This is a genomic window from Hoeflea sp. AS16, from assembly GCF_038900095.1.
In the GTDB taxonomy this organism is placed as follows: domain Bacteria; phylum Pseudomonadota; class Alphaproteobacteria; order Rhizobiales; family Rhizobiaceae; genus Hoeflea.
Map to the genome: position 1 here is coordinate 21,229 of NZ_JBBMQQ010000003.1, position 25,052 is coordinate 46,280.

The window sequence follows — 25,052 nt, forward strand, 5'->3', positions numbered from 1 at the left end:
AGCGTCAACTCAGCCTGCGGCCGTTGCCGGATCAGACTTAATTGCCGCGACCATAGCGGATCGCTCCGCTCCACGCTATCTAGGCAGGACAGACCAGCCTGCGGCATAGCGTTTCGCCTTATAGGCCAGCAGTCCGCATATTGCCACCAGCCCGGGGAGGCGCATTTGCCCGAATTGCCAGAAGTCGAAACGGTTCGCCGGGGCCTCGCGCCGGTGATGGAAGGGGCCGGCATTGTCCGCGTCGAGCAACGGCGCGGGGATCTCCGGTTCGCGTTTCCGGAAAATTTCGCGGCCCGGCTCGAAGGACGGCGTGTAACCTCGCTTGGCCGGCGGGCGAAATACCTGATCGCCGATCTTGATGACGGCATGGTGCTGGTCAGCCATCTGGGCATGTCCGGGTCGTTCAGGATCGAGGCAGATGGTGACGGCGAGCTCGAACCCGGGGTGTTTCATCACGCGCGCTCGAAAGACGACAAGCACGACCATGTGGTGTTTCACGTCGACGGGCCGGCGGGCCAGGCGCGCATTATTTATAATGACCCGCGCCGCTTCGGCTACATGGACCTGATGGCCCGGTCCGCGCTTGCCGAGCACCCCTGGTTCAAAAGCCTAGGTGTGGAGCCGACCGGCAACAGCCTCGATGCCAATGAACTGGCCGGACGGCTTGCAGGAAAGAAGACACCGTTGAAGGCGGCGCTGCTGGATCAGCGGATCATCGCCGGCCTGGGCAATATATATGTGTGCGAAGCGATGTGGCGGGCGCGGCTGTCGCCGCTCAAGCCGGCGGGGGCGCTGGTGACAGGGACCGGGCGGCCGCGCAAGGACCTCGAGGTGCTGACAAGCGCGATCCGCGACGTGATCGACGAGGCAATCGCCGCAGGTGGCTCGTCACTCAGGGACCATATCCGCACCGACGGCACACTGGGTTACTTCCAGCACGGATTTTCCGTTTATGACCGTGAGGGAAAGGCTTGCCCCCGGCCCGGCTGTGGCGATACGGTCCGCCGCATCGTGCAGAGCGGACGATCGACGTTTTATTGCCCGCGCTGCCAGAAAAGCTGACCCCGGTCAGGGAACCTGCCCCAGAGAGGCCAGCCCCATCAGACCGCAACAAGGAGAGATGCGATGGCGCTCAAGACTTTGAAGACTGAAACACGTGGCCGGGTGGCCATCATCACGCTCAACCGGCCCGACGCACTCAATGCGCTCAATTCGGAACTGCTGGGTGAGTTGCGCGAGACGCTGGCGCAGTACGGCGCGGATGAAAAGATCGGCGCCATCGTGCTGACCGGCTCGGAAAAGGCCTTCGCCGCCGGCGCCGACATCAAGGAAATGCAGTCCAAGGATTACATCAGCGCCTATATGGAAGACTTCTTCGAAGGCTGGAGCGCGGTTTCGGCGACCCGCAAGCCGGTGATTGCAGCCGTTTCGGGCTATGCGCTGGGCGGCGGCTGCGAGCTTGCGATGATGTGTGATTTCATCATTGCCGCAGACACCGCCAAGTTCGGCCAGCCGGAAATTACCCTTGGCGTGATCCCGGGCATGGGCGGCAGCCAGCGCATGGCCCGCGCCATCGGCAAGGCCAAGACGATGGACCTGTGCCTGACCGGCCGGATGATGGATGCCGAGGAAGCCGAGCGCTCCGGCCTGGTGGCACGAGTGGTGCCGGCGGACGAGCTGATGGCGACAACGCTCAAGGCGGCCGAGAAGATCGCAGGGTTCTCGCTGCCGGTGGCAATGATGGTGAAGGAATCGGTCAACCGCGCCGACGAAGTCACGCTGGCCGAGGGCCTGCGCTTCGAACGGCGGCTGTTTCACTCGCTGTTTGCCAGCGAAGACCAGAAGGAAGGCATGGCCGCGTTCATCGACAAGCGCAAGGCACAGTTCAAACACCGGTGAGCAAATACGGCGGCTGAAGGCGGGTATTGCGGATTTTCGCGTTGACGAAAGCCGCGATACCCGGTATAGGCCCGCCATCGAATGGCAGCTTTCGGGCTCGCCGTGGTTTTCTCGCATTCCGCATGTCGAAGCGACAAACCTCGCAAGAGGCGCTTTCCGGTCGGAATAGAGCATGTGACACTTTGAGAGGCATTCATGGCCAATACAACTTCGGCGAAAAAGGCGACCCGCAAGATTGCTCGCCGCACTGACGTAAACAAGGCACGCCGTTCGCGTGTCCGTGGTTTCCTCCGCACTGTCGAGGAAGCCATCAGCTCTGGCGACCAGGCCGCTGCTGCCGCTGCACTGAAGGCTGCCCAGCCTGAACTGATGCGGGCTGCCAGCAAGGGCGTGGTTCACGCCAATACCGCATCGCGGAAGATCTCCCGGCTGTCGAACCGGGTGAAGGCGCTGAGCGCCTAATCAAGCAAAAACTGTTTTGTCGACTAAGGGTCCGGCTTGTCCGGGCCTTTTTCGTTTTGCCCCAATGACTTGCGCAAAACCATTTCAGGCGGCCAATTCCACGCTGTCACGCCCCTGTTACAGTGGCATCAAATTTCCTTTATTTTCAATGATTTACGAGAGGTGCCAGATTCGACCTTGGTTAACCAAAGCGGATTCGGCCCATATCCTGTCAAGCCCTGAAATTTTGTATCCAAGGCTTCCTGCGGCATGCAAAAATAACTGAGCCGGTGAAAAGGCAATGAATCCAATCGCCTGTTCGAAGGGCTCGCCGGAAGCTTTTTTCTACCTTTGCGAGTCAATCCCTAAAGTGTGAATGAAACGTAAATAAGCCGCTTGATCTGGCCATCCCATCCTGCCTAAATAGCCCTCGACAAGGGGCACGGAGCCGGGCGGTTCCAAGGATAGTTTGCTTTATTTCAGGTAAGTGTTTTCCAACCTGCTCCTTGTTGCACGGACCTTGTGCCGGGCGAACCCAAACAAAACCATCGGTTGCATTTGCTATCTCCTTAGCTGTGCGGTGGAACTTTGACCCTGTCGGAACTTCGGTTTCGACGGAACGATGAAGATTTGTCCAATCCGGCGATACGAGGTCGCAGGAAGGGACACAACAGGAGAGACGGACCAACGAGGGCGGGGGGCACCCGCAGCAGTAATGGACATGACGATCTGGAAATGTCCGAGCCGGGCCATGACGGTCTGAACGGCTCACCTAAATGTGGCAAAAGGGAATACAGCGGCGATGCAAACACAAACGACACCAGCGCGTAAAGCGGCACAATGGGGCGCACAGGAAACCGGCGCCCAACCGCTTGGCGGAGATGTTTGCCCGACGACTGACAAAGGGGCGGACATGAACAAGAATACCAAGGCCTTCGATCGGGTTATGGCGCGGTTGAAAGCGCAGGTGGGACCGGAAGTTTTCACAAGCTGGTTTGGACGGCTCAAGCTGCAATCGGCATCCAAAAGCGTCGTACGGCTGTCAGTCCCGACCGCATTCCTCAAATCCTGGATCAACAACAAGTATCTCGATCAGATCAGCGCGCTGTTCAGCGAAGAAGACCCGGATATCCTGAAGGTCGAGATCGTCGTCCGCTCGGCGACCCGGGCCAGCCGCCAGGCGCCGGCAACAGAGACAGAGACACCCGCCAACGCCTCCTCCGGCCAGCAGGCACCTGCTGCCGCACGCAAGGACATGCATCTGTCGGTCAAGGGCGTGAGTGCACATCTTCCTGCCTTCTCGAAGGGGCAGCAGGCCGCCAACACCGTCATCGGATCGCCGCTCGACCCGCGCTACACCTTTGAGAGCTATGTCGAAGGCTCATCCAACCGGGTGGCATTGGCTGCCGCCAAGACCATCGCCGAAGCGGGAACCGGAGCGGTTCGCTTCAACCCGCTGTTCATTCACTCCAATGTCGGCCTGGGCAAAACCCACCTGCTGCAGGCAATTGCCGCCGCGGCCAGCCGTCATGCGCGCAACCCGCGCGTGGTCTACCTGACCGCCGAATATTTCATGTGGCGCTTCGCCACCGCGATCCGCGACAATGACGCCCTGTCGTTCAAGGAATCGCTGCGCAATATCGACCTGCTGGTCATCGACGACATGCAGTTCCTGCAGGGCAAGTCGATCCAGCACGAATTCTGCCATCTGCTCAACATGCTGCTCGATTCCGCCCGCCAGGTGGTGGTCGCAGCCGACCGCGCGCCTTGGGAGCTGGAATCGCTTGATCCCCGCGTCCGGTCGCGGCTGCAGGGCGGCGTCGCCATCGAAATCGAGGCACCCGACTTCGACATGCGCCTGGAAATGCTGCGCCAGCGGCTGGCCATCGCCCAGATCGAGGACGGCACGCTTGATATCGGCGAGGACATTCTCGCCCATGTCGCACAGAACATCACTTCGAGCGGCCGGGAACTGGAAGGCGCATTCAACCAGCTTCTGTTCCGCCGCAGCTTCGAGCCCAACCTGACGCTCGAGCGGGTGGACCAGCTGCTGGGTCACCTGGTCAATGCGGGCGAGCCCAAGCGGGTGCGCATCGAAGACATCCAGCGGGTGGTTTCACGGCACTACAATGTTTCGCGGCAGGAACTGGTGTCCGACCGGCGCACGCGCGTTATCGTCAAGCCACGGCAGATTGCCATGTATCTGGCCAAGACCATGACGCCACGTTCGTTCCCGGAAATTGGCCGCAGATTCGGCGGACGCGACCACACGACAGTGCTGCATGCGGTCCGCAAGATCGAAGAATTGATCAATTCGGACACCAAGCTCGGCCACGAGATTGAACTGCTGAAGCGGCTGATTATCGAATAGACCGCAAGCCGGGACGCTTATCCCCAGAATCCCGGTCCGGGCCGAAAGGTCCGGGCCGGTTTTTGTTGCATGTCAGGTGCATAATCTGCCATTTTGCTCGCCCGGGCCCGGTGCGGCAAGCACCACCTTGCGGCCCAGGCCGGACAAGAGCCGGACAAGACAGAATTTGAAAGGCCGGCGCAGCCACGCGCGGACCTCCAGCCAAGCGGTAGCCAGATCATGCGTGTCACCCTCGAGCGTTCCAATCTCCTCAAGTCGCTGAACCACGTGCATCGCGTGGTCGAGCGCCGCAACACCATTCCGATCCTGTCGAATGTGCTGCTGAAGGCCGAGGGGGCAACGCTCGACATGAAGGCGACCGACCTCGATCTGGAAATCACCGAGGCGACCCCGGCGATGATCGAACAGGCAGGCTCCACCACCGTGCCGGCGCACCTGCTCTATGACATCGTGCGCAAGCTCTCCGATGGCTCGGAAGTGCTGCTGTCGACCGATGCCGACGGTGCGACCATGACGGTGGCTTCCGGCCGGTCGAAGTTCTCGCTGCAGTGCCTGCCGGAATCGGATTTTCCCGACCTGACCGCCGGCGCCTTCAGCCACACGTTCCGGCTGCCCGCAACACAGCTGAAGATGCTGATCGACCGGACCCAGTTTGCCATCTCGACCGAAGAGACCCGGTATTATCTCAACGGCATCTTCATGCATTCGATCGAGAGCGACGGTGCGCTGAAGCTGCGCGCGGTTGCCACCGACGGCCACCGGCTGGCGCGCGCCGATGTCGATGCGCCTTCGGGCTCTGAGGGAATGCCGGGCATCATCATTCCGCGCAAGACCGTGGGCGAGTTACAGAAGCTTGTCGACAATCCGGATGTCACCGTGACCGTCGAGCTGTCGGACGCCAAGATCCGTTTCACCATCGGCTCGGTGGTGCTGACCTCGAAGCTGATCGACGGCACCTTCCCGGATTACCAGCGGGTGATCCCGACCGGCAACGACAAGGAACTGACCGTCGATTGCCAGACGTTTGCGCAGGCCGTGGACCGGGTGTCGACGATCTCGTCGGAGCGTGGCCGTGCGGTCAAGCTGGCGATTTCCGACGGGCAGCTGACGCTGACCGTCAACAACCCGGATTCGGGCAGCGCAACGGAAGAACTGGCCGTTGGCTATGACCGCGATCCGCTGGAAATCGGCTTCAACGCCAAGTATCTTCTCGACATCACCAACCAGCTGTCGGGGTCCGATGCCGTGTTCATGCTGGCCGATCCCGGCTCGCCGACACTGGTGCGTGACACCGACGGCGATGACGCGCTGTATGTGCTGATGCCGATGCGGGTGTAGAGGCGCTTGCCCTCACGCACCGAAACGGGCTGCCCGCCGCGATGCGGCTGAGCGGGGAATTGCATGGCCGCCAAGGTGCATATCCAGAAACTCAAGCTCGCCGGGTTTCGCAATTATGCGAACCTGTCGCTGGATCTCGATGAGCGCCATGTGGTGCTTGCTGGCGACAATGGCGCGGGCAAAACCAACCTGATGGAAGCGGTTTCGCTGCTGACCCCCGGACGGGGCATGCGGCGCGCACCCTATGGCGACCTGATCAAGGCCGGCCCGGAGACAGCGCCAGGCTTCAGCATCTTTGCCGGTCTTGAAGGCATGGCAGGGCCGGTCGAGATCGGCACCGGGGTCGATGGCGGAGAGGAAAGCGGATCGCGCCGGGTGCGGATCAACGGCGCCCCGGCACGCACGACCGATGGACTTCTCGAACATCTGCGGCTGTTGTGGCTGACGCCGGCGATGGACGGGCTGTTTACCGGATCGGCGGGGGACCGGCGGCGCTTTCTCGACCGGCTGGTGCTGTCAGTGGATCCGGCACATGGCGGCCGGGCACTGAACTACGAACGCGCCATGCGCAGCCGCAACCGGCTCTTGTCGGAGGGACGGGCAGACCCTGCCTGGCTTGACGGGCTGGAAGGCCAGATGGCGGAACTCGGGGTGGCCATGGCAATGGCGCGCAACGAGGTGGTCAGCCTGTTGTCGGACCTGATCGAAAGCAATGCGGAGCACAGCGTGTTTCCGGCCGCAACGGTGCGGCTCGAAGGGTTTCTCGAAGATCAGGCGCTGGCATCGGCAAGCGACATGGAGATGGCTTTCGCCAACATGCTTGAAACCGGCAGGCGGCGGGACGCGGCTGCCGGGCGGACGCTTTCGGGCCCGCACCGGTCCGATCTGATCGTACATCACCGCGCCAAGGCGATGCCGGCAGCACTGTCGTCGACCGGCGAGCAGAAGGCTTTGCTGATCGGGCTGGTGCTGGGACACGCCCAACTGGTACGGGCGATGACCGGCCATGCACCGGTTCTGCTGCTCGACGAGATTGCGGCCCATCTTGACGAAGGCCGCCGGGCGGCGTTGTTTGACCTGATCGAAGCGCTCGAATGCCAGGCTTTCATGACCGGGACCGACGTTTCGATGTTTAGTAGCCTGGGGTCGCGCGGGCAGATCTTCTCGGTGGCGAGCGGCCGGGTGACGCCGCACCCCGGCGGTTCTGCCGACTGACCCGAAAAAACAAGCTGGCGCCCGGTGGCGCCCGGAGACTGGCGATGGACAATTCACACCTCAATGACGACGAAGTGGCACGCTATGCCCGTCATATCGTGCTGGCCGAGATCGGCGGCGCGGGGCAGCAGCGGCTCAAGGCTGCGCGGGTGCTGGTGCTTGGTGCCGGCGGGCTGGGTTCGCCGGTGCTGAGCTATCTCGCTGCCGCCGGTGTCGGGTTGCTTGGCGTGATCGACGACGACACGGTGTCGCTGTCCAACCTGCAACGGCAGATCCTGCACGACACTGCCAATGTCGGCATGGCCAAGACCGAGAGCGCCCAGCGTACGCTCAAACGGCTCAACCCGCACACGCGGGTGGTGACGCATGAGATGCGGCTGACAAAGGACAATGCGGTCGACCTGCTGACCGGCTACGACATGGTGGTGGACGGGTCGGACAGTTTCGAGACCCGCTACCTGCTGGCCGATACGTGCGAAGCGCTGAAGATTCCGCTGGTCACCGCCGCGGTCGGGCGCTTCGACGGCTCGGTCACGGTGCTGACGCCTTACGAAACAGGGGCCGACGGCAAGCAATGTCCGGGCTTCCGGGACCTGTTTCCCGAAGCGCCGCCGCCGGGATTGGTGCCCAGTTGTGCCGAAGCCGGCGTCATCGGCGCGCTGACCGGGGTGATCGGCACGCTGGAAGCGATGGAAGCGATCAAGCTGATTACCGGGGCCGGCGAACCACTGATCGGCCGGTTACTGCTCTATGACGGACTCAATGCCAGTTTCCAGACCATACGCTACGGGCGGAAGGACTGAACCGGCCTCAGTTCTTGAGCGGCAGCACGCGGTCGGGCGGGCGGTGGCCGTCGAAGAAGGTGCGGATGTTGATGATCACCTTGTCGCCCATGTCGATGCGGCCCTCGACGGTGGCCGATCCCATGTGCGGCAACAGCACCACCTTGCCTTCGGCGGCGAGCTTGACCAGCCGCTTGTCGACCGCCGGCTCGTGTTCGAACACATCAAGGCCCGCGCCGGACAAACGGCCCTCGCGCAGCGCCTTGATCAGCGCGTCCTCGTCGATGATGCCGCCACGGGCCGTGTTGACGATGTAGGCACCGGGCTTCATCAGCTCGAGCCTGCGGGCCGAGAGAAGATGGAAGGTCGCCGGCGTCGACGGGCAATTGACCGAGACGATATCCACCCGTGCCAGCATCTGGTCGAGGCTGTCCCAATAGGTGGCCTCGAGCTGGTCTTCGGTGGCCGGATCGACATGACGGCGGTTGTGATAGTGGATCGACAGGCCGAAGGCCTTGGCCCGGCGCGCAACCGCTGTGCCGATGCGGCCCATGCCGATAATGCCCAGCCGCTTGCCGCCGAGGCGGTGGCCGAGCATCCAGGTGGGCGACCAGCCTTTCCAGACACCGCCCGAACCGACGATGACATTGGCGCCCTCGGTCAGCCGCCGCGGCACGGCAAGCATCAGGGCCATGGTCATGTCGGCGGTATCATCGGAAAGCACGTTGGGGGTGTTGGTAACAGTGATGCCCTTTTTCTGCGCGGCCTCGACATCGATGTTGTCGACACCGTTGCCGAAATTGGCGATCAGCTTCATCTGCGGACCGGCCTGCTCGATCAGCGCCGAATCAATCCTGTCGGTCACGGTGGGCACCAGAACATCGGCAGAGCGCATGGCGGCAACCAGTTCGGGCTGGGTGCGGGCCTCGTCGTTGATGTTCAGCTCGGCGTCAAACAGCTCGCGCATGCGGGTTTCGACGGCGTCCGGCAGACGGCGGGTGATATAGACCTTCGGTTTTTTCTTGTTCGGCATCTTGATCAGGTCCGGCGTTGAGAGCTTTTTAACCAAACTCGGCGACAGTGGCGTATGCGTAACGCTTTTTCTATCAGACCCTCCGGCGATGACAATCCAAAGCGCCGGTATTGCTGTTTAAAAAGCGTTGCAAGCCCGCACCCGGCAATCACCTGCGCTGAGCGCGCTTGATGCCCATGGCCGCACAGAAGCCGGCCGGGAAGCACGGGCCTGAAACCAGAACAGCATCGGCGCCGCCTCCCTGGCGCCCAACCCAAAAGGTGTAAGTCATGCGTCGCCTTTCCCTTTTTGCCGCAACCTGCCTGGCCCTGACCGGCCTGACAATCAGCCCGTTGCTCGGCACCGGACCAGATGCCGGATTTGCCGCCCACGCGCAGGCTGCGGCGAAAGGCCCGAGCGGCCTGCCGTTGCCGCGGTTTGTCAGCCTCAAGGCCAAGCGGGTCAATCTTCGCGTCGGTCCCGGTCAGGATTATGCCGTTGCCTGGCTCTACACCAAATCCGGTGTGCCGATGGAGGTGATCCAGGAATATGACAACTGGCGCCGGGTGCGTGATGCCGAAGGCACCGAGGGCTGGGTCTACCAGTCGCTGCTTTCGGGCGAGCGGACCGCCATGACAGCGCCCTGGAAAAAAGGCGAAGCGACCGAGGATTTCATCGACATGCATCGCGAGGCGCGCAGCAATGCCGACATCGTCGCGCGGCTCGAGCCCGGCGTGGTGGTCGTGGTCAAGGCCTGCAACGGCGAATGGTGCGAGGCACAGGCCGACGGAACCACGGGCTGGGTGCAGCAAAACGAGATCTGGGGCGCCTATCCGGGCGAAGCATTCAAGTAGCCTTGCCGCTCCCTTGCCCCGTGTTCTGCCTGGCAGCATGCTGAAAACCATTCAGGCGCCGCTTAGCGACGCCTGAACAAATCTTACAGCGATACAGCTCACATCACGGCTTCTGTGCCAAAGGCACAACCGCACGTGCCTTAGAGAATGCGCACGGCCCCCTTGGCCGCACTGCTGGTCATCGAGGCATAGGCTTTCAGCGCGGTCGAAACGGCGCGCTTGCGCGGCTTCTCCGGCTTCCAGCCTTCGGCCTCGCGCCTGGTCCGGCGTGTGGCAAGCGTTGCCTCGTCGACGGCCAGATGGATGGAACGGCCCGGGATATCGATCTCGATCATATCGCCGTTCTCGACCAGTCCGATGGTACCGCCCTCGGCGGCTTCCGGCGAGACGTGGCCGATCGACAGGCCCGAGGATCCACCGGAGAAGCGGCCGTCGGTGACCAGAGCACAGGCCTTTCCGAGGCCCTTGGATTTCAGATAGCTGGTCGGGTAGAGCATTTCCTGCATGCCGGGGCCGCCGCGCGGTCCCTCGTAGCGGATCAGCACGACTTCGCCGGGCTTGACCTTGCCGGTCAGGATATCGGAGACGGCATCATCCTGGCTTTCGAAGATCTTGGCGGGGCCCGAGAACTTCAGGATCGATTCGTCGACGCCTGCGGTTTTGACGATGCAGCCATCCTCGGCCAGATTGCCGAACAGCACGGCGAGACCGCCGTCCTGAGAGAAGGCATGCTCGGCACTGCGGATCACGCCATTGGTGCGATCAAGGTCGACATCGTTGTAGCGGCGGGATTGCGAGAACGCGGTCTGGGTAGGAACGCCACCGGGCGCGGCGCGGTAGAAATCATGCACCGCGGCATCGGATGACTGCATCACGTCCCATTTCGCAAGCGCGTCGGCCAGGGTCTTCTCATGGATGGTGCCGACGGATGTATCGAGCAGCCCTGCCCGATCCAGCTCACCCAGGATGGCCATGATCCCGCCGGCGCGGTGGACGTCTTCCATGTGTACATCGGCTTTCGCCGGCGCGACCTTGCACAGCACCGGAACCTTGCGCGACAGCCGGTCGATGTCGGCCATGGTGAAATCAACTTCGCCCTCATGGGCAATGGCAAGCAGATGCAGCACGGTGTTGGTGGAGCCGCCCATGGCGATGTCGAGCGTCATGGCGTTTTCGAAGGCCGCGAGAGGCGCAATCGAGCGCGGCAGCACGCTGGCGTCATCGCCATCGTAATATTGCTTGGCCAGTCCGACGATGGTGCGGCCGGCCTCACGGAACAGGCGTTCGCGATCGGAATGGGTGGCGAGCGTCGAGCCATTGCCCGGCAGCGCCAGGCCCATCGCCTCGGCGAGACAGTTCATCGAGTTGGCGGTGAACATGCCCGAGCAGGAACCGCAGGTCGGGCAGGCCGAACGCTCGATCGCTGCGACATCGGCATCGCTGATCGTGTCATCGGCGGCCGCGACCATGGCATCGACCAGGTCGAGCGCCTTGGAGGAACCGTCTTCGAGGAGAACCTTGCCCGCTTCCATCGGCCCGCCGGAGACGAAGATCACCGGAATGTTGAGCCGCATTGCCGCCATCAGCATGCCGGGAGTGATCTTGTCGCAATTGGAAATGCAGACCATCGCATCGGCGCAGTGGGCGTTGACCATGTATTCGACGGAATCGGCGATCAGTTCGCGCGAAGGCAGCGAATAGAGCATGCCGTCATGGCCCATGGCGATGCCGTCATCGACGGCGATGGTGTTGAACTCCTTGGCAACACCGCCGGCCTTTTCGATTTCGCCGGCAACCAGCTGGCCGAGGTCCTTGAGGTGGACATGGCCGGGCACGAACTGGGTGAAGGAATTGACCACCGCGATGATCGGCTTGCCGAAATCACCGTCCGCCATGCCGGTTGCGCGCCAGAGGCCGCGGGCACCTGCCATGTTGCGACCATGGGTGGATGTTCTCGAACGATAAGGCGGCATGTGATTTCCTCTTGGCTCCCGAAACAATGGCTCGCACGCGCCGGGGCGCGTGGATGCGTCGAAAACCTAGTAATCGGTAATCGGCAGCATTTCCAGAGCGATCAGAGCATTAGCTGTTCCGGGTCCGCAAGCCGCGTATCCCGGTTGCCGTGAAAAGATGGCTGCGGAGGCTGTTGCCGGCCGGACCGGTGTCAGCGCTTGGGGCGGACGCGGATGACCACATCGACATGGGTGATTTCCATGCCTTCGGGTGCTTCGGGCAGATCGGTGACCGAAATATTGCCGACCGGAATGTCGAGCACCTCGTTGGCGCCCTCGACCACGAAATGGTGGTGATCGGAGACATTGGTGTCGAAATAGGTCTTGGCGGTTTCCAGCGACAGCACGCGCAGCAGGCCCGCCTCGGTGAACTGGTGCAGCGTGTTGTAGACGGTGGCCAGCGAGCAGGACACGCCGACGCCGACGGCTTCTTCGTGCAGCTCCTCGGCGGTCAGATGGCGGTCACCCTTGGCAAACAGCAGATCGGCCAGCGCCACGCGCTGCCGTGTCGGGCGAAGCCCCGCTCCGCGCAGGCGCAGAGCCGAATCGCGGTCGGCTGATCTTGATCTGTGCGCACCAGGCATGTTCGACGGCGTCCGATCGATGGATTTCATTGGTTTCATATATCTTTTGTGGGCATTGCTTTCAATAGACCGGCGAAATCCACTTTCCGTGGCCGCGCCCCTTTCACTTGAAGGCCTCATCCGGTATTCGGGGATGCCGTGCCGGCTGGCTTCGCCAAGGCGCGGGCTTGTGCTAGTTTGCACATCACTAATCTGTGCCGCGCGGAAAGACGGCGAACGAGGAGACGCTTTTTTCATGGTCGACAGGCAATCGAGCTATTCATACGAAGATATCCTGAAATGTGCGGAAGGCGAGCTTTTCGGCCCCGGAAACGCACAGCTGCCATTGCCGCCGATGCTTATGGTGCACCGGATCACCGATATTTCGGAAACCGGCGGTGCATTCGACAAGGGCTATCTGCGCGCCGAATTCGACATCACGCCGGATCTCTGGTTCTTCCCCTGCCACTTCAAGGGCAACCCGGTAATGCCCGGCTGCCTCGGACTGGACGGCATGTGGCAGCTGACCGGCTTCTATCTTGGCTGGCTTGGCGAACAGGGCCGCGGCATGGCGCTGTCGACCGGCGAAGTCAAATTCAAGGGCATGGTGACGCCGGACGTCAAGAAGCTCGAATACGGCATCGATTTCAAGCGGGTGATGCGTGGCCGTCTTGTGCTCGGCATTGCCGATGGCTGGCTCAAGGCCGATGGCGAGACGATCTACAACGCCTCGGATTTGAAAGTCGGCCTTGCTAAGGACAAAACCGCCTGACACTTCCGCTCAAGGCGCGTGAAATAAGCGCCGGGAAACTTCAGGACCCTCACCATGAAAGGGCAAGACATGAGACGAGTCGTCGTGACAGGCATGGGGATCGTATCCTCCATCGGCAACAATACCAGCGAGGTGACGGAGTCACTGCGCAACGCCAAATCGGGCATCAGTTTCAGTGAAGACTTCGCCGAGCATGGCTTCCGGAGCCAGGTGTGGGGCGCACCGACGCTGGACCCGACCGACATGGTCGACCGCCGCGCCATGCGCTTCCTGTCGCGTGGCGGCGCCTGGAACCATGTCGCCATGAAACAGGCGATCGAGGATGCCGGGCTCACCGAGGCCGAAATCAGTGATGAACGCACCGGCATCGTCATGGGATCGGGCGGACCGTCAACACGGACGCTGATCGACGCTGCCGACATCACCCGCAAGAACGGCAGCCCGAAGCGCATCGGCCCGTTCGCGGTGCCCAAGGCAATGTCCTCGACTGCATCGGCAACGCTTGCGACCTGGTTCAAGATCCACGGCGTCAACTACTCGATCTCGTCGGCCTGCTCGACCTCGGCGCATTGTATCGGCAACGCGGCGGAACTGATCCAGTGGGGCAAGCAGGACATGGTGTTCGCCGGCGGCCACGAGGATCTCGACTGGACCATGTCGAACCTGTTCGACGCGATGGGCGCAATGAGCTCGAAATACAACGAGACCTCGCCAACCACTGCCAGCCGCGCCTATGACATCAGCCGCGACGGCTTCGTGATCGCCGGCGGCGCGGGCGTGCTGGTGCTCGAGGAGCTTGAGCATGCGAAGGCACGCGGCGCCAAGATCTATGCCGAACTGACCGGCTATGGCGCGACGTCGGATGGCTACGACATGGTGGCTCCGTCGGGCGAAGGCGCGATCCGCTGCATGCGCCAGGCGTTGAAGACGGTTGAAGGCCGGGTGGATTACATCAACACCCACGGCACCTCGACGCCGGTGGGCGATTCGAAAGAGATCGGCGCGATCCGCGAAGTCTTCGGCACCGACATGCCGCATGTGCAGTCGACCAAGTCGCTGACCGGGCATTCGCTCGGCGCAACCGGCGTGCAGGAAGCGATCTACTCGCTGTTGATGATGAAGGAGAACTTCATCGGCGAAAGCGCGCACATCACCGAGCTGGACCCGGAATTCGACGGCGTGCCGATCGTACGCTCGCGCATCGACAATGCGAAGATCGACACGGTGCTGTCGAACTCCTTCGGCTTTGGCGGCACCAACGCGACGCTCGTCTTCCAGCGTCACAACGGGTGATGGGCATGGATGGAATCATGAAGGGCAAGCGCGGCCTGATTATGGGCGTGCTCAACAACCACTCGATCGCCTGGGGCATCGCCCAGCAGCTGGCGGCCGAGGGTGCGGAGCTTGCGTTCACCTACCAGGCCGAAGCCTTCGAAAAGCGGGTCAGGCCGCTGGCTGAAAGCGTTGGCTCGAAACTGCTGCTGCAATGTGACGTCGAGGATGTGGCGTCCGTGGACGCGGTGTTCGACACGCTGAAGTCCGAATGGGGCACAATCGATTTCGTCGTGCACGCCATCGGCTTTTCCGACAAGTCGGAACTCAAGGGCCGCTATGCGGACGTGACCACGCGGGAGAATTTCTCCCGCACCATGGTGATCTCGGCCTATTCGTTCACGGAAGTGGCGCAGCGCGCGGCACCGCTGATGAGCGATGGCGGTTCGATCCTGACATTGACCTATGGCGGCTCGATGCGGGTAATGCCGAATTACAACGTCATGGGCGTGGCCAAGGCAGCGCTCGAGGCCATGGTGCGCTACCTGGCCGCCGATTACGGCCAGGACGGCATCCGCGTCAACGCGATTTCCGCAGGCCCGGTGCGCACGCTCGCGGGTGCGGGTATCGGCGACGCACGGGCCATGTTCAACTACCAGAAAAAAAACGCCCCGCTCAGGCGCACCGTCGACATCACCGATGTCGGCAAATCGGCACTGTATCTGCTGTCGGACCTGTCGTCGGGCGTCACCGGCGAGATCCACTACGTGGATTCGGGCTTCAATATCACCTCGATGCCGATCGTCGATGAGTTGAAGCGGACAGACACCGAGTAGGCGCCTGCCGCAGGCTCCGATGAGAACTGCAAGCCCCGGACCGGAAGGTTCGGGGCTTTTTGCTTTCACAGGACTGACCGGGGCTCCCCCCTGCTCTTGCACCCGTGACTGGAAAAGCGGCAAGGCTTGCCTTTTCCGTGTCGGACTGCAGATACTTGGGCTTGGAGACCAATCCGCGGCGCTGCTGCGTTCCGAAGCGAAGACAGGAGATCCGATGTCCCATCCCACATCGCCGGCCCGCCCGGCATTTGCCGCAACACTGGTGCTTGCCACGGTCGTTGCACTGTCACCCGCCCGCGCCGATGACGGCCATGATCATGCGCCGATCGGTGAGGCGGTGAAGGATCTGCCGCTGTTCGATGCGCATATCCACTACAAGGAGCCGGCCTGGGCGCAGTACCCGGTGAAAAGCATCATTGAGCTGATGGACCGAAACGGGGTGGCGATGGGGCTGGTGTCCTCGACCCCGGACGAAGGCACGATCATGCTGTGGGACTATGCACCCAACCGGATCGTGCCGGAGCTCAGACCCTATCATGGAGATGCGGGTTCCTCGAACTGGACCAAGGCGGAGGGCATGGAAGCCTATCTCGAAGAGCGGCTTGCCAAATATCCGCATGAGGGCATCGGCGAATTCCACATTCACCGGCTGGATGTGTCGGACGCGCCGCTGTTTGAGAAGGTGATCGCCATGGCAAGGGCGCGGGATTTGCCGCTGCATGTGCATTCGGGCGCCGAGCCGGTGCGCTGGCTCTACAGCCTCGACCCGGAGGTGAAGATCATCTGGGCGCATGCGGGCCTGGGCGAACCGGCGGAAGCAGTGCATGGGCTGATGGCAGAATTTCCGACACTGGTTGCCGACACCTCGCTGCGCGAATCCGCCATCCTGAATGCCGACGTGGGGCTTCACCCGGTATGGGAAAAGATTATCCACGACTTCCAGGACCGGCTGATGATTGGCAGCGACACCTGGGTCAACGGCCAGTGGGACCGTTATGACGACATCATGGCCTCAAATCGCGAATGGCTGTCTTATCTGCCCCGCGAAGTTGCCGAGAAGATTGCCTACAAGAACGCCGAGCGGATTTTTGGCCGCACCATCTCGATGGACCAGATCGGCACGCGGTAAGGTCGGCTGCCGGTCCCTATTCCTCGAACACCAGCCCATCGGGGTCTGCACCCAAGTCCTTGAGCGCCTCGTTGATGCTTTCGACCATGCCGTCAGGGCCGCAGACGTAGAACTGCTCGCCGGTGCTGCCGATAAGGCGCTGGAGCATGGCCTTGTCGATGCGGCCGTGCTCGAAGCCGTCCCGTTTCTCCTCGCTGAGCACATGGATCACCTCGAGCCCGGGCATGGCGTCGAACTCGTCGCGCAGGATGATGTCGGCCTCGCGCTTGTTGGCCAAGATCAACCGGTGGCCGGACAGCTCGCCGCGCTCGCGCAGCATCCGCAGGATGGCAATGAACGGGGTGACCCCTGCGCCGCCGGCAATGAAGGTTCCCCTGCCCTTGTATTCGATCGTGCCCCAGGCATCGCCGATGATGAAGCGGTCACCGAGGCTCATCTGGCCGATCTGCTCGGTCAGGCCGTCATGCGAGGGGTAGATCTTGATGGTGAACTGCAGCTCGTCCCATTCGGGCAGGGCCGTGAAGGTGAAGGGATTGTCCGCATCGCGCCAGCCGTCCTTGTCAATTCCCACTTCCGCCGCCTGCCCCGGGGTGAATTCAAAACCCTCCGGCTTCTCGAAGGTGAACTGGCGGACATCGTGGGTGATGTCCTCGATTTTGGTGATGGCGAGCGTATGGGCCATAAATATGCTCCTGCGTTGGTGTTGCAGGGGCAATGCATAAGGCCGGGGGATGGTTCCGGAAAGGAGCCCGGACGGGACACCAGGCTCAGAACACCATCGAGAACCTTGCGGCCAGCCCGTGGCTTTGTGCCCTGGCGCCCAGATCGCCGTGATAATCGAGGTTGAAGGTGGCGCCGCTGTCGAAATCCAGCCTGAGCCCGGCCTCGATCAGCGCGGTGTCGCGGGCGAGCGGCGCGCCGGTAATCCCGAAAGCATCGCCGGAGGCAAAGCGCATTGCCGAGGCGGCATCGAGATCGCCAACGACATGAGACCAGCCGAGGGAACCGGTGAGCGAGGCGGTATAATTGTCGCCCGCAGCTAGGTACCGTGCGGCGCGCAGGCCAAGAGTCGTGACGCCAAGCGTCTGCGAGACGGAGGCAACCGAGAGGGCAGCCGCGCCGCCGGTTTCGGTGACGGCCGCATTGCGCTGATGGATCAGGGCGAAACCGGCGTAGGGCTCGAAGCGCGTGCCCCTGCTGTCAAATGCATAGCCAGCCTCGCCGAAGACCTGTGCCGTGGCGGCGGTGTAATCCGCGCCCAGGGCGTTGCTGAGCGTGCCTGCGGTGACTGTGCGGCTGACGGACACATCATGCAGACCGTAGCTGGCGCCAAACCGCATATCGAGCGGGCCAAGCCGGCCGCCGGCATAGGCGCCAAGCTTGTAGCTGCCGGCATTGCCAGAAGAAGCGCGGGCGCCGACATCAAAGCCGGTATTGCCATAGCCAGCCATCAGCCCGCCGCGCCAGCCGCCGGAAATGTCGCCGTCGGCCCCGAAGAAGACGCCGCCGGTGCTGTGACCGATGGCGGCCGCGTTGCCGTTGCCGCCGGTCTTGCCCCAGCTGCCATAGCCGTAGCTCCAGAAGGCAGCACCACCGGTACCGGGAGCTTCGCGGTGAGCGTTGAAAGCGGTCGCCGGAGTGCCGGCTGCGTCCAGCCCTTCGAAGGCCGCGCGAATGCGGTTGCTGACGGCGTTGCGGGCAAAGCGGCTGTCATGGATGAACATGCCGTTGGCGGAAGCATAAATTTCGCCGGACAGGCTGTCGAAGGCGGAACGGGCGCTGGCCTGGTCGAGCGGGACGACGGCGTTATAGACGGCGTTGCCGGCGCCCAGGCTTTCTATGCCCCCGGCCGTCGCGCGCTGGTTGGCCGTGTTCGCGGCCGAGGCAAAGCTCGAGGCATTGCGGGTCAGCGTAAGGGTCACATTGTTTGCGCCATAGCCGAGCGCCGCGTCCAGAAATGCGAAGTTTTCGCTGACCGAGCCAAATGTCCCGGTAACGACCGCGCCTGCGGTGATGATCGTATAGGTGTTGGAAATGGCATAGGTGGAGCCATCGTCGGTGCCGTTTTCCGCGGTGACGCTGACGGTCGCGCCGCTGTCGATGGTCACCGTGCCGGTGGCGGCGAGCTTGTCCGAATTGCCGGCGCTGTCGACTTCGACGGCATAGGTGGAGCCAGCGGCAAAGCTGGCATTGCCATTGACGTTAAGCGTGCCGATCGAATTGCCCGGCGCGATGGTGCTGCCGGAATTGGCCGTCAAACCGGCGAACGTGCCCGAGCCACCGAGCGTGCCGCCATTCAAGGCAATGGCGGGGGCGCTGCCGTTGACCACGAGCTTGCCTGTTCCCGACTTCGTCAGCGTGGTCCCGCTCAGGGTGCCGCTCACGGTGAGAGCGCTGTTGCCCGCCGTGTCGATAGAGACACCGCCGGCATTCGGATTGATGTTGCCTGCAAGCGTCCACTTCGAACCGTCGGTCAGGCTGAGCGATCCGACACCGCTGAAATTGGCGTCTTCCGACCCGGAGCCATCAAGTGCCAGCGTTCCGCCTGATGTTCCCAGGTAGACATCTCCGGTCAGGGCGCTGCCGCTGTACATCCGCAAGGTGTTGCCCGAGTTTTCCATATAGATGGCATAATTCCGGGTCGTTCCATCGCCACCCAGTCCACCCGAAATGGTTCCCCGGTTGATGATTTCGACCGCACCGAGACCGGCGCCGACGAGGTGAATACCGATGCCCCCAGCTCCGTCCGCCCCGGCATTTCCACCGCCGCTTCCCGCGCCTCCGGAGCCGCCATTGCCGCCGGCGACCACAGTGGACGTATCCGACAATTCAGCGCTCGTCATGGCCGAGTTGATCAGGAACCCGTCGCCGCCGTCGCCGCCATCGCCGCCGTCCGTCGCTGCCAAATTGTAGGCTGTCTTGCCCCCGTCGCCGCCAGCCCCACCCGTGTAGCTGTCGGCGCCGAAGGTCACCGTTGCCGGACCGGACATTTGCGCGGCACCGCCATCGCTTGCATCGCCGCCGGCGGTGGAGACACTATCGATGGTTCCGGGAAAACCGGGAAAGTTCATCCCCATCACCGAGAACGCTGTTCCCGTGTCGTTGGATATCTCAACGGTGGTGTTTACATTTTCCGATGTGATGGTGAGGGTATCATTGCTGCCTGTACTCGTGGTCGATGCCCTGACACCGTCGATCGCGTTGAGCGCGGCAGCCAGGTCCTGCAACGTATCCCCGGTATTGATCTCGACGAAGCTGACGGCTGCGCCATTGACCCTGACTTGCAGCCGATCGCCATTGTTGATGCCAGCCAATGCTGTCAGATCAGTGGTATCGAAATCGATCCCAACAGTCGTGCTGGTTTGGGTCGGGGTATCATTCAGGCCGATGGATGTGCCATCCGTGCCGCTTGCGCCGACCACTGGAGCGGCGATTGCGCAAGCAGGGACCAGAGAAGCGACGGCAACGGAGGCCATGGCCAACGCGCAGAGCGACCGGCACAATGTCCCCGGACCCACAGGTAGGCAAACAGGCCCGGTGGGGCTTGCCGAGAGCTGAAGAGAACAATCCACGCCCTTCAAGCTGCGGTTTTGATGTCTTGAGGCCGTTTCGGAGGGCAGTTTTTTCATGAACATATTGCAGGGCAATCGGCATTCTTCGCATAATATCTCCGGAACAGGATAGAGCCCGTTCCCGCCGCCCGCTATCCGATTTCGGCAAAACCCGGACAGGTCGATCAAAATGTCAGGATGCGAGCGTCACCGACGGGGCTTCGCCAAACATGAGCTTGTAATCGCCTGAAAAACGGCCGAGATGCCAAAAGCCGTAGCGCATCGCCACCTGGGTGATCGTAACGTCCCGCGGGTCGGAGCTGGCAAGCACCGAGCGGACATGGTTCAACCGGCGGATCCGCAGATAGGCGACCGGGGACATTCCGACATATTCGTGGAAAGCATAGCGCAGTGTCCGCTCGGACACGCCTAGTGCCGCACAGATGTCGACAATTGTTGGCAGCACGTCGGCATCAAGGTGATCCTCGACGTAGCTTCGGGCCTTTTTACCGATCTGCATGGCCCGCAAGCGCTCATTGAACGTCGGTGCAATGTTCTCTTCCGTGACAATGGCCATATGCAGGACAGCCTGCAAAACCTGATCGCGGATGATATCGGGATCCAGCGGCTCGCCGCGCGCGGCTGCCTCCCGCGCCGTCCCGAGCCAAAGATCAACCGCGTACTTGAAGACGCTTTGCCGGTGCGTGGTCAACGGCACAACGCTTTTCGGCGGGGTCTCCCAGAATGCCGGATTGAGGGTCCTGGCCCCGCGCAGGAATTGCTGCTGGCTGAAGCCGACATAGGCGGTCTCGGTTCCGGCCGGCACAAAGATGTCGTACTCGACGTTTCCCGGCATGAAGAAAACCGTGCCGGTCTCTTCGCTGCTGTGCTCGGAAAACCGGACCGTCCCGGCCTGCGTGCAAATGGATACAGTGCAGAAGTCGGCCGGCGCGGTGCCAATTTTCTGCACCGAGGCTTCCTGACGCTCACGCACGACCTGTTGCGTTCCAAAATCAAGGCTATCGAACTGCACCACCTTGCGGCCATGGCTGAGCTGGTGGCACTCCATCTCGACCCAGGACTGAAGCAGGGCCTGGTCGGCCGGATCCTCGACTGCTGCGGAACGCAGAAAATCCCGATGATCGGAAGCCGTGGCACCAGAGAGCGCAGACTTGGGATCCGGGCTTTCGGGACCACTCGCGAAGGCCCGGCTTGTGAATTTTGCAACCTTACCGTGGTTTTCGCTATCCACGACTGAACCGTTCCCGCAATCTCATTGATTCTACGCCTCTTGCAACCCTAGGGATTAGCCGAAAGGACAGGTCCCATCAACCGGGCACAATGCCGCGAAAGGGCGGGCAGGCCGTGGAGCGATTTGCCGCCAGCGGCTCAGGAGGCCAGTGTCTCTGCCGGGGTTTGGCCGAACATCCGCTGGTAGTCTCCGGCAAACCGGTTCAGACGCAGGAAACCGAAGCGCGTCGCCACCCGGGTGGTGGTGGTGCTCTGTGGATCAGAGGAGGCAAGCACCTCGTGTGCGCGGTTCAACCGGGACTGGCGCAGATAGGCTGACGGCGACATGCCGATACAGTCGCGGAAGGCATATTGCAGCGTGCGTTCCGACACGCCGAGAGAAGCGCAGATATCGACGATGGTGGGCAGCACGTCGCGGTCCAGGCAATCTTCGACAAAGCCGCGGGCCCTTCGGCCAATGCGCAGCGCCTGCGACCGTTCGTGGAACGACAGATCGGTATTGGCGTGTTCAAAGGGGCGTGCCGTGACTATTTGCAGCGCCGCCTGAAAGACAATTCTGCGCATGACATCGGGATCGAGAACCTCGCCCCGCGACCGAGCGTCACAGGCCGCGGCGAACCAGAGATCGACCATGTCCTTGAGCGATGCCTGCTGGGACGTGTTGATCATCGTCACCCGCTCCGGAGCACCGTCCCAGGCTTCCGGATCGAGCGCCCGGGCGCCATGCAAGAACTGCTCCTGGCTGAAGCTGACATAAACGGTCTCGATTCCGGCCGGAACGAGAACATCGAACTCGGTATTTCCGGGCATGAAGAACGTGGTGTCGTCCAGCCCGGCGGTGAGCTCGCAAAACCGGACACCAGAGCCCAGAGTGCAGGTCGAAATGCTGCAGAAATCTTCGGGTGCGCGCCCCAGCTTGCGGATCCCGGCATCCTGGCGTTCGCGTACGACCTTGTAGGCGCCAAGGTCGAGGCAGTCGATCCTGGCCACGGTCTGGCCATCGCCAAGTTGATAGCATTGCATCTCGACCCACGGCTGCAAGGCAGCCTGATCGGCGGCGTCATTGATCTGCGTCGACCACAGGGCCGGAGCATCGGATGATGTCTCGGCGACAACTGTCACGTATCCAGAAGCCATATTCGGTCCCACCCTCCCAAGTGTGCCGTTTCCCCCCTGCCATGCCTCTGCGGGCATTGGCAGTTCAGGACAGGCCGACGCGCGAAAATTCGATCGTCGTGAATGTCATCATACCACAACGATGACAGGAAACCTTAACTCGCGTCAATAAGGACAAACCGAAGCATCAAGGCCCGGCAAAGCACTCTGTTGAGCGAGGCTGCGGTTGGCGGCAAATGCAGCGGCAGGCGGCTTTCCGCCGGACAGTTGCATCAAGCGCCGGCGAGCCATGCCGGTGACAGACAGAAGCCCCCGGACCTTTCGGGCCGGGGGCTTCCTAATTGTTCAGGCTCGGGCGGTTGCCCGCCCATGGTTATCGTAGCAGGGCTTATTCGCCGCCTTCGATTTCCTTGCCGGTTTCCTGGTCGACGACCTTCATCGACAGGCGAACCTTGCCGCGCTCGTCAAAGCCCAGCAGCTTGACCCAGACCTTCTGGCCTTCCTTGACCACGTCTGCGGTCTTGGCGACACGTTCTGCAGCGAGCTGCGAGATGTGGACCAAGCCGTCCTTGGGACCGAAGAAGTTCACGAAGGCGCCGAAATCGGCAACCTTGACGACGGTGCCTTCATAGATCACGCCAACTTCAGGCTCGGCAACGATCGAGTGGATCCACTTCTTCGCGGCCTCGATTTCCTTGCCCGAGGACGAGGCGATCTTGATGGTGCCGTCGTCGTCGATGTTGATCTTGGCGCCGGTCTTTTCGACGATTTCGCGGATGATCTTGCCGCCGGTGCCGATGACGTCACGGATCTTGTCGACGGGGATGTTCATGACCTCGATGCGCGGAGCGAATTCGCCCAGCTGGCCACGGCTTTCGGTCAGCGCGTTGCCCATTTCGCCAAGGATGTGCAGGCGACCGTCCTTGGCCTGGCCAAGCGCGATCTGCATGATTTCCTCGGTGATGCCATCGATCTTGATGTCCATCTGCAGGGCGGTGATGCCGTCGGAGGTACCGGCGACCTTGAAGTCCATGTCGCCGAGGTGATCTTCGTCGCCGAGAATGTCGGAGAGAACGGCGAATTCATCGCCTTCCTTGATCAGGCCCATGGCGATACCGGCAACCGGCTTGGCCAGCGGTACGCCTGCATCCATCAGTGCCAGCGAGGTGCCGCAGACGGTTGCCATCGAGGACGAACCGTTGGATTCGGTGATCTCGGAGACGACACGCAGGGTGTAGGGGAACTGGTCGGCAGACGGCATCATCGGGTGGATAGCGCGCCATGCGAGCTTGCCGTGACCGATTTCGCGGCGACCGGGCGAACCGGTACGGCCTGTTTCACCGACCGAGTAGGGCGGGAAGTTGTAGTGCAGCATGAAGGTGGCCTTGTAGGTCCCTGTCAGGCTGTCGACATACTGCTCGTCTTCGCCGGTACCGAGCGTGGCGACAACAATCGCCTGGGTCTCGCCACGGGTGAACAGGGCCGAGCCGTGGGTGCGCGGCAGCAGGCCGACTTCGGAGACGATCGGACGCACGGTCGAGAGATCGCGGCCGTCGATGCGGCTCTTGGTCTCGAGGATGGCGCCGCGGACGACCTTGGCCTGCAGCGACTTGAAGACAGCGCCGATGACTTCGGAAGTGAAGCGGGGCTCTTCGCCGTCGGCGGGAGCAAAGTGCTCCTTGACCTTTGCCTTGACCGCGTCGATGGCGGCATAGCGGGCTGCCTTGTCGATGTTGGTGTAAGCGGCGCGCAGATCGGCTTCGCACATGGCAAGCATTTCGGCTTCAAGCTCGGAGTGATCCGGAGCGGTGAAGTCGCGCGGCTCTTTCGCAGCGGCTTCGGCAAGCTTGATGATCGCATCGATCACCGGCTGCATCGACTTGTGGCCGAACATGACGGCGCCGAGCATGACATCTTCGGCCAGTTCCTTGGCTTCCGATTCAACCATCAGGACAGCTTCGGAGGTACCGGCGACGATCAGGTCGAGTGCCGATTCCGGCATTTCGTCGACATGCGGGTTCAGCACATAGTCGCCGTTGATGTAGCCGACGCGGGCGCCAGCGATCGGGCCCATGAACGGGATGCCCGAAATGGTCAGTGCAGCGGAGGCTGCGACGAGCGCCAGAATGTCGGGGTTGTTTTCCAGATCGTGCTGCAGAACGGTGATGATGATCTGCGTGTCGTTCTTGTAGCCTTCAGGAAACAGCGGGCGCAGCGGGCGGTCGATAAGGCGCGATGTCAGCGTCTCGTTCTCGCTCGGGCGGCCTTCGCGCTTGAAATAGCCGCCGGGGATCTTGCCGGCTGCGTAGGTCTTTTCCTGGTAGTTGACGGTCAGCGGAAAGAAATCCTGGCCGGGCTTGGGCGACTTCGCCGAAACGACGGTGGCGAGCACCGTGGTTTCGCCGTAGGAGGCGATGACGGCGCCATCAGCCTGACGGGCAACCTTGCCGGTTTCCAGTGTGAGCGGACGACCGCCCCATTCAATCTCGACCTTGTGGGTATCGAACATATCTTGTCCTTCGTATGCGGGAATGTGGGCATGGCCGCTTTTCGGCCGCGCACTTCACTGTCCCGTTGGTTTTGAGCGCATCTCGGGCAAGACAGCCGGAGGCTTTGAGGTGCCGCGTTGCAAACCGCG

Annotated in this window: 20 protein-coding genes; 12 read left to right on the forward strand and 8 right to left on the reverse strand. The window is 62.2% G+C overall.

The window, feature by feature from the left end; all coding sequences use genetic code 11:
• Positions 1 to 165: 165 nt before the first annotated feature.
• The 7 genes from mutM (at position 166) to WNY80_RS08740 (ending at position 8,067) form a co-directional block, all read left to right on the forward strand.
• On the forward strand, positions 166 to 1,062 hold the full coding sequence (mutM, locus tag WNY80_RS08710; protein ID WP_342886980.1) for a bifunctional DNA-formamidopyrimidine glycosylase/DNA-(apurinic or apyrimidinic site) lyase: 897 nt from the start codon (positions 166 to 168) through the stop codon (positions 1,060 to 1,062).
• 63 nt (positions 1,063 to 1,125) lie between these two features.
• Positions 1,126 to 1,899 carry an enoyl-CoA hydratase gene (locus tag WNY80_RS08715; RefSeq protein ID WP_342886981.1) on the forward strand — a complete coding sequence of 258 codons (774 nt, stop codon included), beginning with the start codon at positions 1,126 to 1,128 and terminating at the stop codon, positions 1,897 to 1,899.
• A gap of 195 nt (positions 1,900 to 2,094) precedes the next feature.
• Complete coding sequence (rpsT, locus tag WNY80_RS08720) at positions 2,095 to 2,361, forward strand: 30S ribosomal protein S20 (RefSeq protein WP_342886982.1); 267 nt, start codon at positions 2,095 to 2,097, stop codon at positions 2,359 to 2,361.
• An 892-nt stretch (positions 2,362 to 3,253) separates the two neighbouring features.
• Entirely contained in the window at positions 3,254 to 4,711 is a 1,458-nt protein-coding gene (gene dnaA / locus WNY80_RS08725; protein ID WP_342886983.1) for a chromosomal replication initiator protein DnaA, read from the forward strand.
• A 219-nt stretch (positions 4,712 to 4,930) separates the two neighbouring features.
• The gene (dnaN, locus tag WNY80_RS08730) at positions 4,931 to 6,049 is read left to right on the forward strand and encodes a DNA polymerase III subunit beta (protein ID WP_342886984.1); all 1,119 of its coding nucleotides are present in this window, start codon (positions 4,931 to 4,933) and stop codon (positions 6,047 to 6,049) included.
• A gap of 63 nt (positions 6,050 to 6,112) precedes the next feature.
• Complete coding sequence (recF, locus tag WNY80_RS08735; RefSeq protein ID WP_342886985.1) at positions 6,113 to 7,264, forward strand: DNA replication/repair protein RecF; 1,152 nt, start codon at positions 6,113 to 6,115, stop codon at positions 7,262 to 7,264.
• A gap of 44 nt (positions 7,265 to 7,308) precedes the next feature.
• Positions 7,309 to 8,067, forward strand: coding sequence for a molybdopterin-synthase adenylyltransferase MoeB (locus WNY80_RS08740; protein WP_342886986.1), 759 nt, complete (start codon positions 7,309 to 7,311; stop codon positions 8,065 to 8,067).
• A 7-nt stretch (positions 8,068 to 8,074) separates the two neighbouring features.
• On the opposite strand, the gene WNY80_RS08745 is transcribed toward WNY80_RS08740, so the two are convergent.
• Entirely contained in the window at positions 8,075 to 9,079 is a 1,005-nt protein-coding gene (locus tag WNY80_RS08745) for a D-glycerate dehydrogenase (protein WP_342886987.1), read from the reverse strand.
• Between the two features lie 269 nt (positions 9,080 to 9,348).
• Between WNY80_RS08745 and WNY80_RS08750 the strand changes: the two genes are divergently transcribed.
• Positions 9,349 to 9,912, forward strand: coding sequence for an SH3 domain-containing protein (locus WNY80_RS08750; protein ID WP_342886988.1), 564 nt, complete (start codon positions 9,349 to 9,351; stop codon positions 9,910 to 9,912).
• Positions 9,913 to 10,052: 140 nt separating this feature from the next.
• Here the strand turns inward: WNY80_RS08750 and ilvD are convergent, their stop codons facing one another.
• Together ilvD and irrA are read right to left on the reverse strand one after the other, a co-directional pair.
• A complete protein-coding gene (gene ilvD, locus WNY80_RS08755; RefSeq protein WP_342886989.1) occupies positions 10,053 to 11,885 on the reverse strand; it encodes a dihydroxy-acid dehydratase in 1,833 nt (610 codons plus the stop codon).
• A gap of 191 nt (positions 11,886 to 12,076) precedes the next feature.
• Positions 12,077 to 12,508, reverse strand: a complete 432-nt coding sequence (gene irrA, locus WNY80_RS08760; RefSeq protein ID WP_342887474.1) for an iron response transcriptional regulator IrrA — start codon at positions 12,506 to 12,508, stop codon at positions 12,077 to 12,079.
• A gap of 235 nt (positions 12,509 to 12,743) precedes the next feature.
• Here irrA and fabA point away from each other — a divergent pair, with 235 nt between their 5' ends.
• From fabA to WNY80_RS08780, 4 genes are all read left to right on the forward strand, one after another.
• A complete protein-coding gene (gene fabA / locus WNY80_RS08765) occupies positions 12,744 to 13,259 on the forward strand; it encodes a 3-hydroxyacyl-[acyl-carrier-protein] dehydratase FabA (protein WP_342886990.1) in 516 nt (171 codons plus the stop codon).
• Between the two features lie 69 nt (positions 13,260 to 13,328).
• Positions 13,329 to 14,552 carry a beta-ketoacyl-ACP synthase I gene (gene fabB, locus WNY80_RS08770; RefSeq protein WP_342886991.1) on the forward strand — a complete coding sequence of 408 codons (1,224 nt, stop codon included), beginning with the start codon at positions 13,329 to 13,331 and terminating at the stop codon, positions 14,550 to 14,552.
• Between the two features lie 5 nt (positions 14,553 to 14,557).
• The gene (gene fabI / locus WNY80_RS08775; protein ID WP_342886992.1) at positions 14,558 to 15,367 is read left to right on the forward strand and encodes an enoyl-ACP reductase FabI; all 810 of its coding nucleotides are present in this window, start codon (positions 14,558 to 14,560) and stop codon (positions 15,365 to 15,367) included.
• Positions 15,368 to 15,581: 214 nt separating this feature from the next.
• A complete protein-coding gene (locus tag WNY80_RS08780; protein WP_342886993.1) occupies positions 15,582 to 16,496 on the forward strand; it encodes an amidohydrolase family protein in 915 nt (304 codons plus the stop codon).
• 16 nt (positions 16,497 to 16,512) lie between these two features.
• Here the strand turns inward: WNY80_RS08780 and WNY80_RS08785 are convergent, their stop codons facing one another.
• From WNY80_RS08785 to pnp, 5 genes are all read right to left on the reverse strand, one after another.
• Positions 16,513 to 17,178 (reverse strand): flavodoxin reductase, encoded by a 666-nt coding sequence (locus WNY80_RS08785; protein WP_342886994.1) that lies wholly within the window; start codon positions 17,176 to 17,178, stop codon positions 16,513 to 16,515.
• Positions 17,179 to 17,263: 85 nt separating this feature from the next.
• Positions 17,264 to 19,972: an autotransporter domain-containing protein gene (locus WNY80_RS08790; RefSeq protein WP_342886995.1), complete on the reverse strand. Its 2,709-nt coding sequence runs from the start codon at positions 19,970 to 19,972 to the stop codon at positions 17,264 to 17,266.
• 268 nt (positions 19,973 to 20,240) lie between these two features.
• On the reverse strand, positions 20,241 to 21,299 hold the full coding sequence (locus WNY80_RS08795; RefSeq protein WP_342886996.1) for a helix-turn-helix domain-containing protein: 1,059 nt from the start codon (positions 21,297 to 21,299) through the stop codon (positions 20,241 to 20,243).
• A gap of 137 nt (positions 21,300 to 21,436) precedes the next feature.
• Positions 21,437 to 22,435, reverse strand: coding sequence for a helix-turn-helix domain-containing protein (locus tag WNY80_RS08800; protein WP_342886997.1), 999 nt, complete (start codon positions 22,433 to 22,435; stop codon positions 21,437 to 21,439).
• A 367-nt stretch (positions 22,436 to 22,802) separates the two neighbouring features.
• Entirely contained in the window at positions 22,803 to 24,923 is a 2,121-nt protein-coding gene (gene pnp / locus WNY80_RS08805) for a polyribonucleotide nucleotidyltransferase (RefSeq protein WP_342886998.1), read from the reverse strand.
• Positions 24,924 to 25,052: the final 129 nt, after the last annotated feature.

What these genes read in the sequence shown, in the direction of transcription:
- WNY80_RS08715 (WP_342886981.1), top strand. Translation starts at nt 1,126, where the DNA reads ATGGCGCTCAAGACTTTGAAGACTGAAACACGTGGCCGGGTGGCCATC.
- rpsT (WP_342886982.1), top strand. Translation starts at nt 2,095, where the DNA reads ATGGCCAATACAACTTCGGCGAAAAAGGCGACCCGCAAGATTGCTCGC.
- dnaA (WP_342886983.1), top strand. Translation starts at nt 3,254, where the DNA reads ATGAACAAGAATACCAAGGCCTTCGATCGGGTTATGGCGCGGTTGAAA.
- dnaN (WP_342886984.1), top strand. Translation starts at nt 4,931, where the DNA reads ATGCGTGTCACCCTCGAGCGTTCCAATCTCCTCAAGTCGCTGAACCAC.
- recF (WP_342886985.1), top strand. Translation starts at nt 6,113, where the DNA reads ATGGCCGCCAAGGTGCATATCCAGAAACTCAAGCTCGCCGGGTTTCGC.
- WNY80_RS08740 (WP_342886986.1), top strand. Translation starts at nt 7,309, where the DNA reads ATGGACAATTCACACCTCAATGACGACGAAGTGGCACGCTATGCCCGT.
- WNY80_RS08745 (WP_342886987.1), bottom strand. Translation starts at nt 9,079, where the DNA reads ATGCCGAACAAGAAAAAACCGAAGGTCTATATCACCCGCCGTCTGCCG.
- WNY80_RS08750 (WP_342886988.1), top strand. Translation starts at nt 9,349, where the DNA reads ATGCGTCGCCTTTCCCTTTTTGCCGCAACCTGCCTGGCCCTGACCGGC.
- ilvD (WP_342886989.1), bottom strand. Translation starts at nt 11,885, where the DNA reads ATGCCGCCTTATCGTTCGAGAACATCCACCCATGGTCGCAACATGGCA.
- irrA (WP_342887474.1), bottom strand. Translation starts at nt 12,508, where the DNA reads ATGCCTGGTGCGCACAGATCAAGATCAGCCGACCGCGATTCGGCTCTG.
- fabA (WP_342886990.1), top strand. Translation starts at nt 12,744, where the DNA reads ATGGTCGACAGGCAATCGAGCTATTCATACGAAGATATCCTGAAATGT.
- fabB (WP_342886991.1), top strand. Translation starts at nt 13,329, where the DNA reads ATGAGACGAGTCGTCGTGACAGGCATGGGGATCGTATCCTCCATCGGC.
- fabI (WP_342886992.1), top strand. Translation starts at nt 14,558, where the DNA reads ATGGATGGAATCATGAAGGGCAAGCGCGGCCTGATTATGGGCGTGCTC.
- WNY80_RS08780 (WP_342886993.1), top strand. Translation starts at nt 15,582, where the DNA reads ATGTCCCATCCCACATCGCCGGCCCGCCCGGCATTTGCCGCAACACTG.
- WNY80_RS08785 (WP_342886994.1), bottom strand. Translation starts at nt 17,178, where the DNA reads ATGGCCCATACGCTCGCCATCACCAAAATCGAGGACATCACCCACGAT.
- WNY80_RS08790 (WP_342886995.1), bottom strand. Translation starts at nt 19,972, where the DNA reads ATGGCCTCCGTTGCCGTCGCTTCTCTGGTCCCTGCTTGCGCAATCGCC.
- WNY80_RS08800 (WP_342886997.1), bottom strand. Translation starts at nt 22,435, where the DNA reads ATGGCTTCTGGATACGTGACAGTTGTCGCCGAGACATCATCCGATGCT.
- pnp (WP_342886998.1), bottom strand. Translation starts at nt 24,923, where the DNA reads ATGTTCGATACCCACAAGGTCGAGATTGAATGGGGCGGTCGTCCGCTC.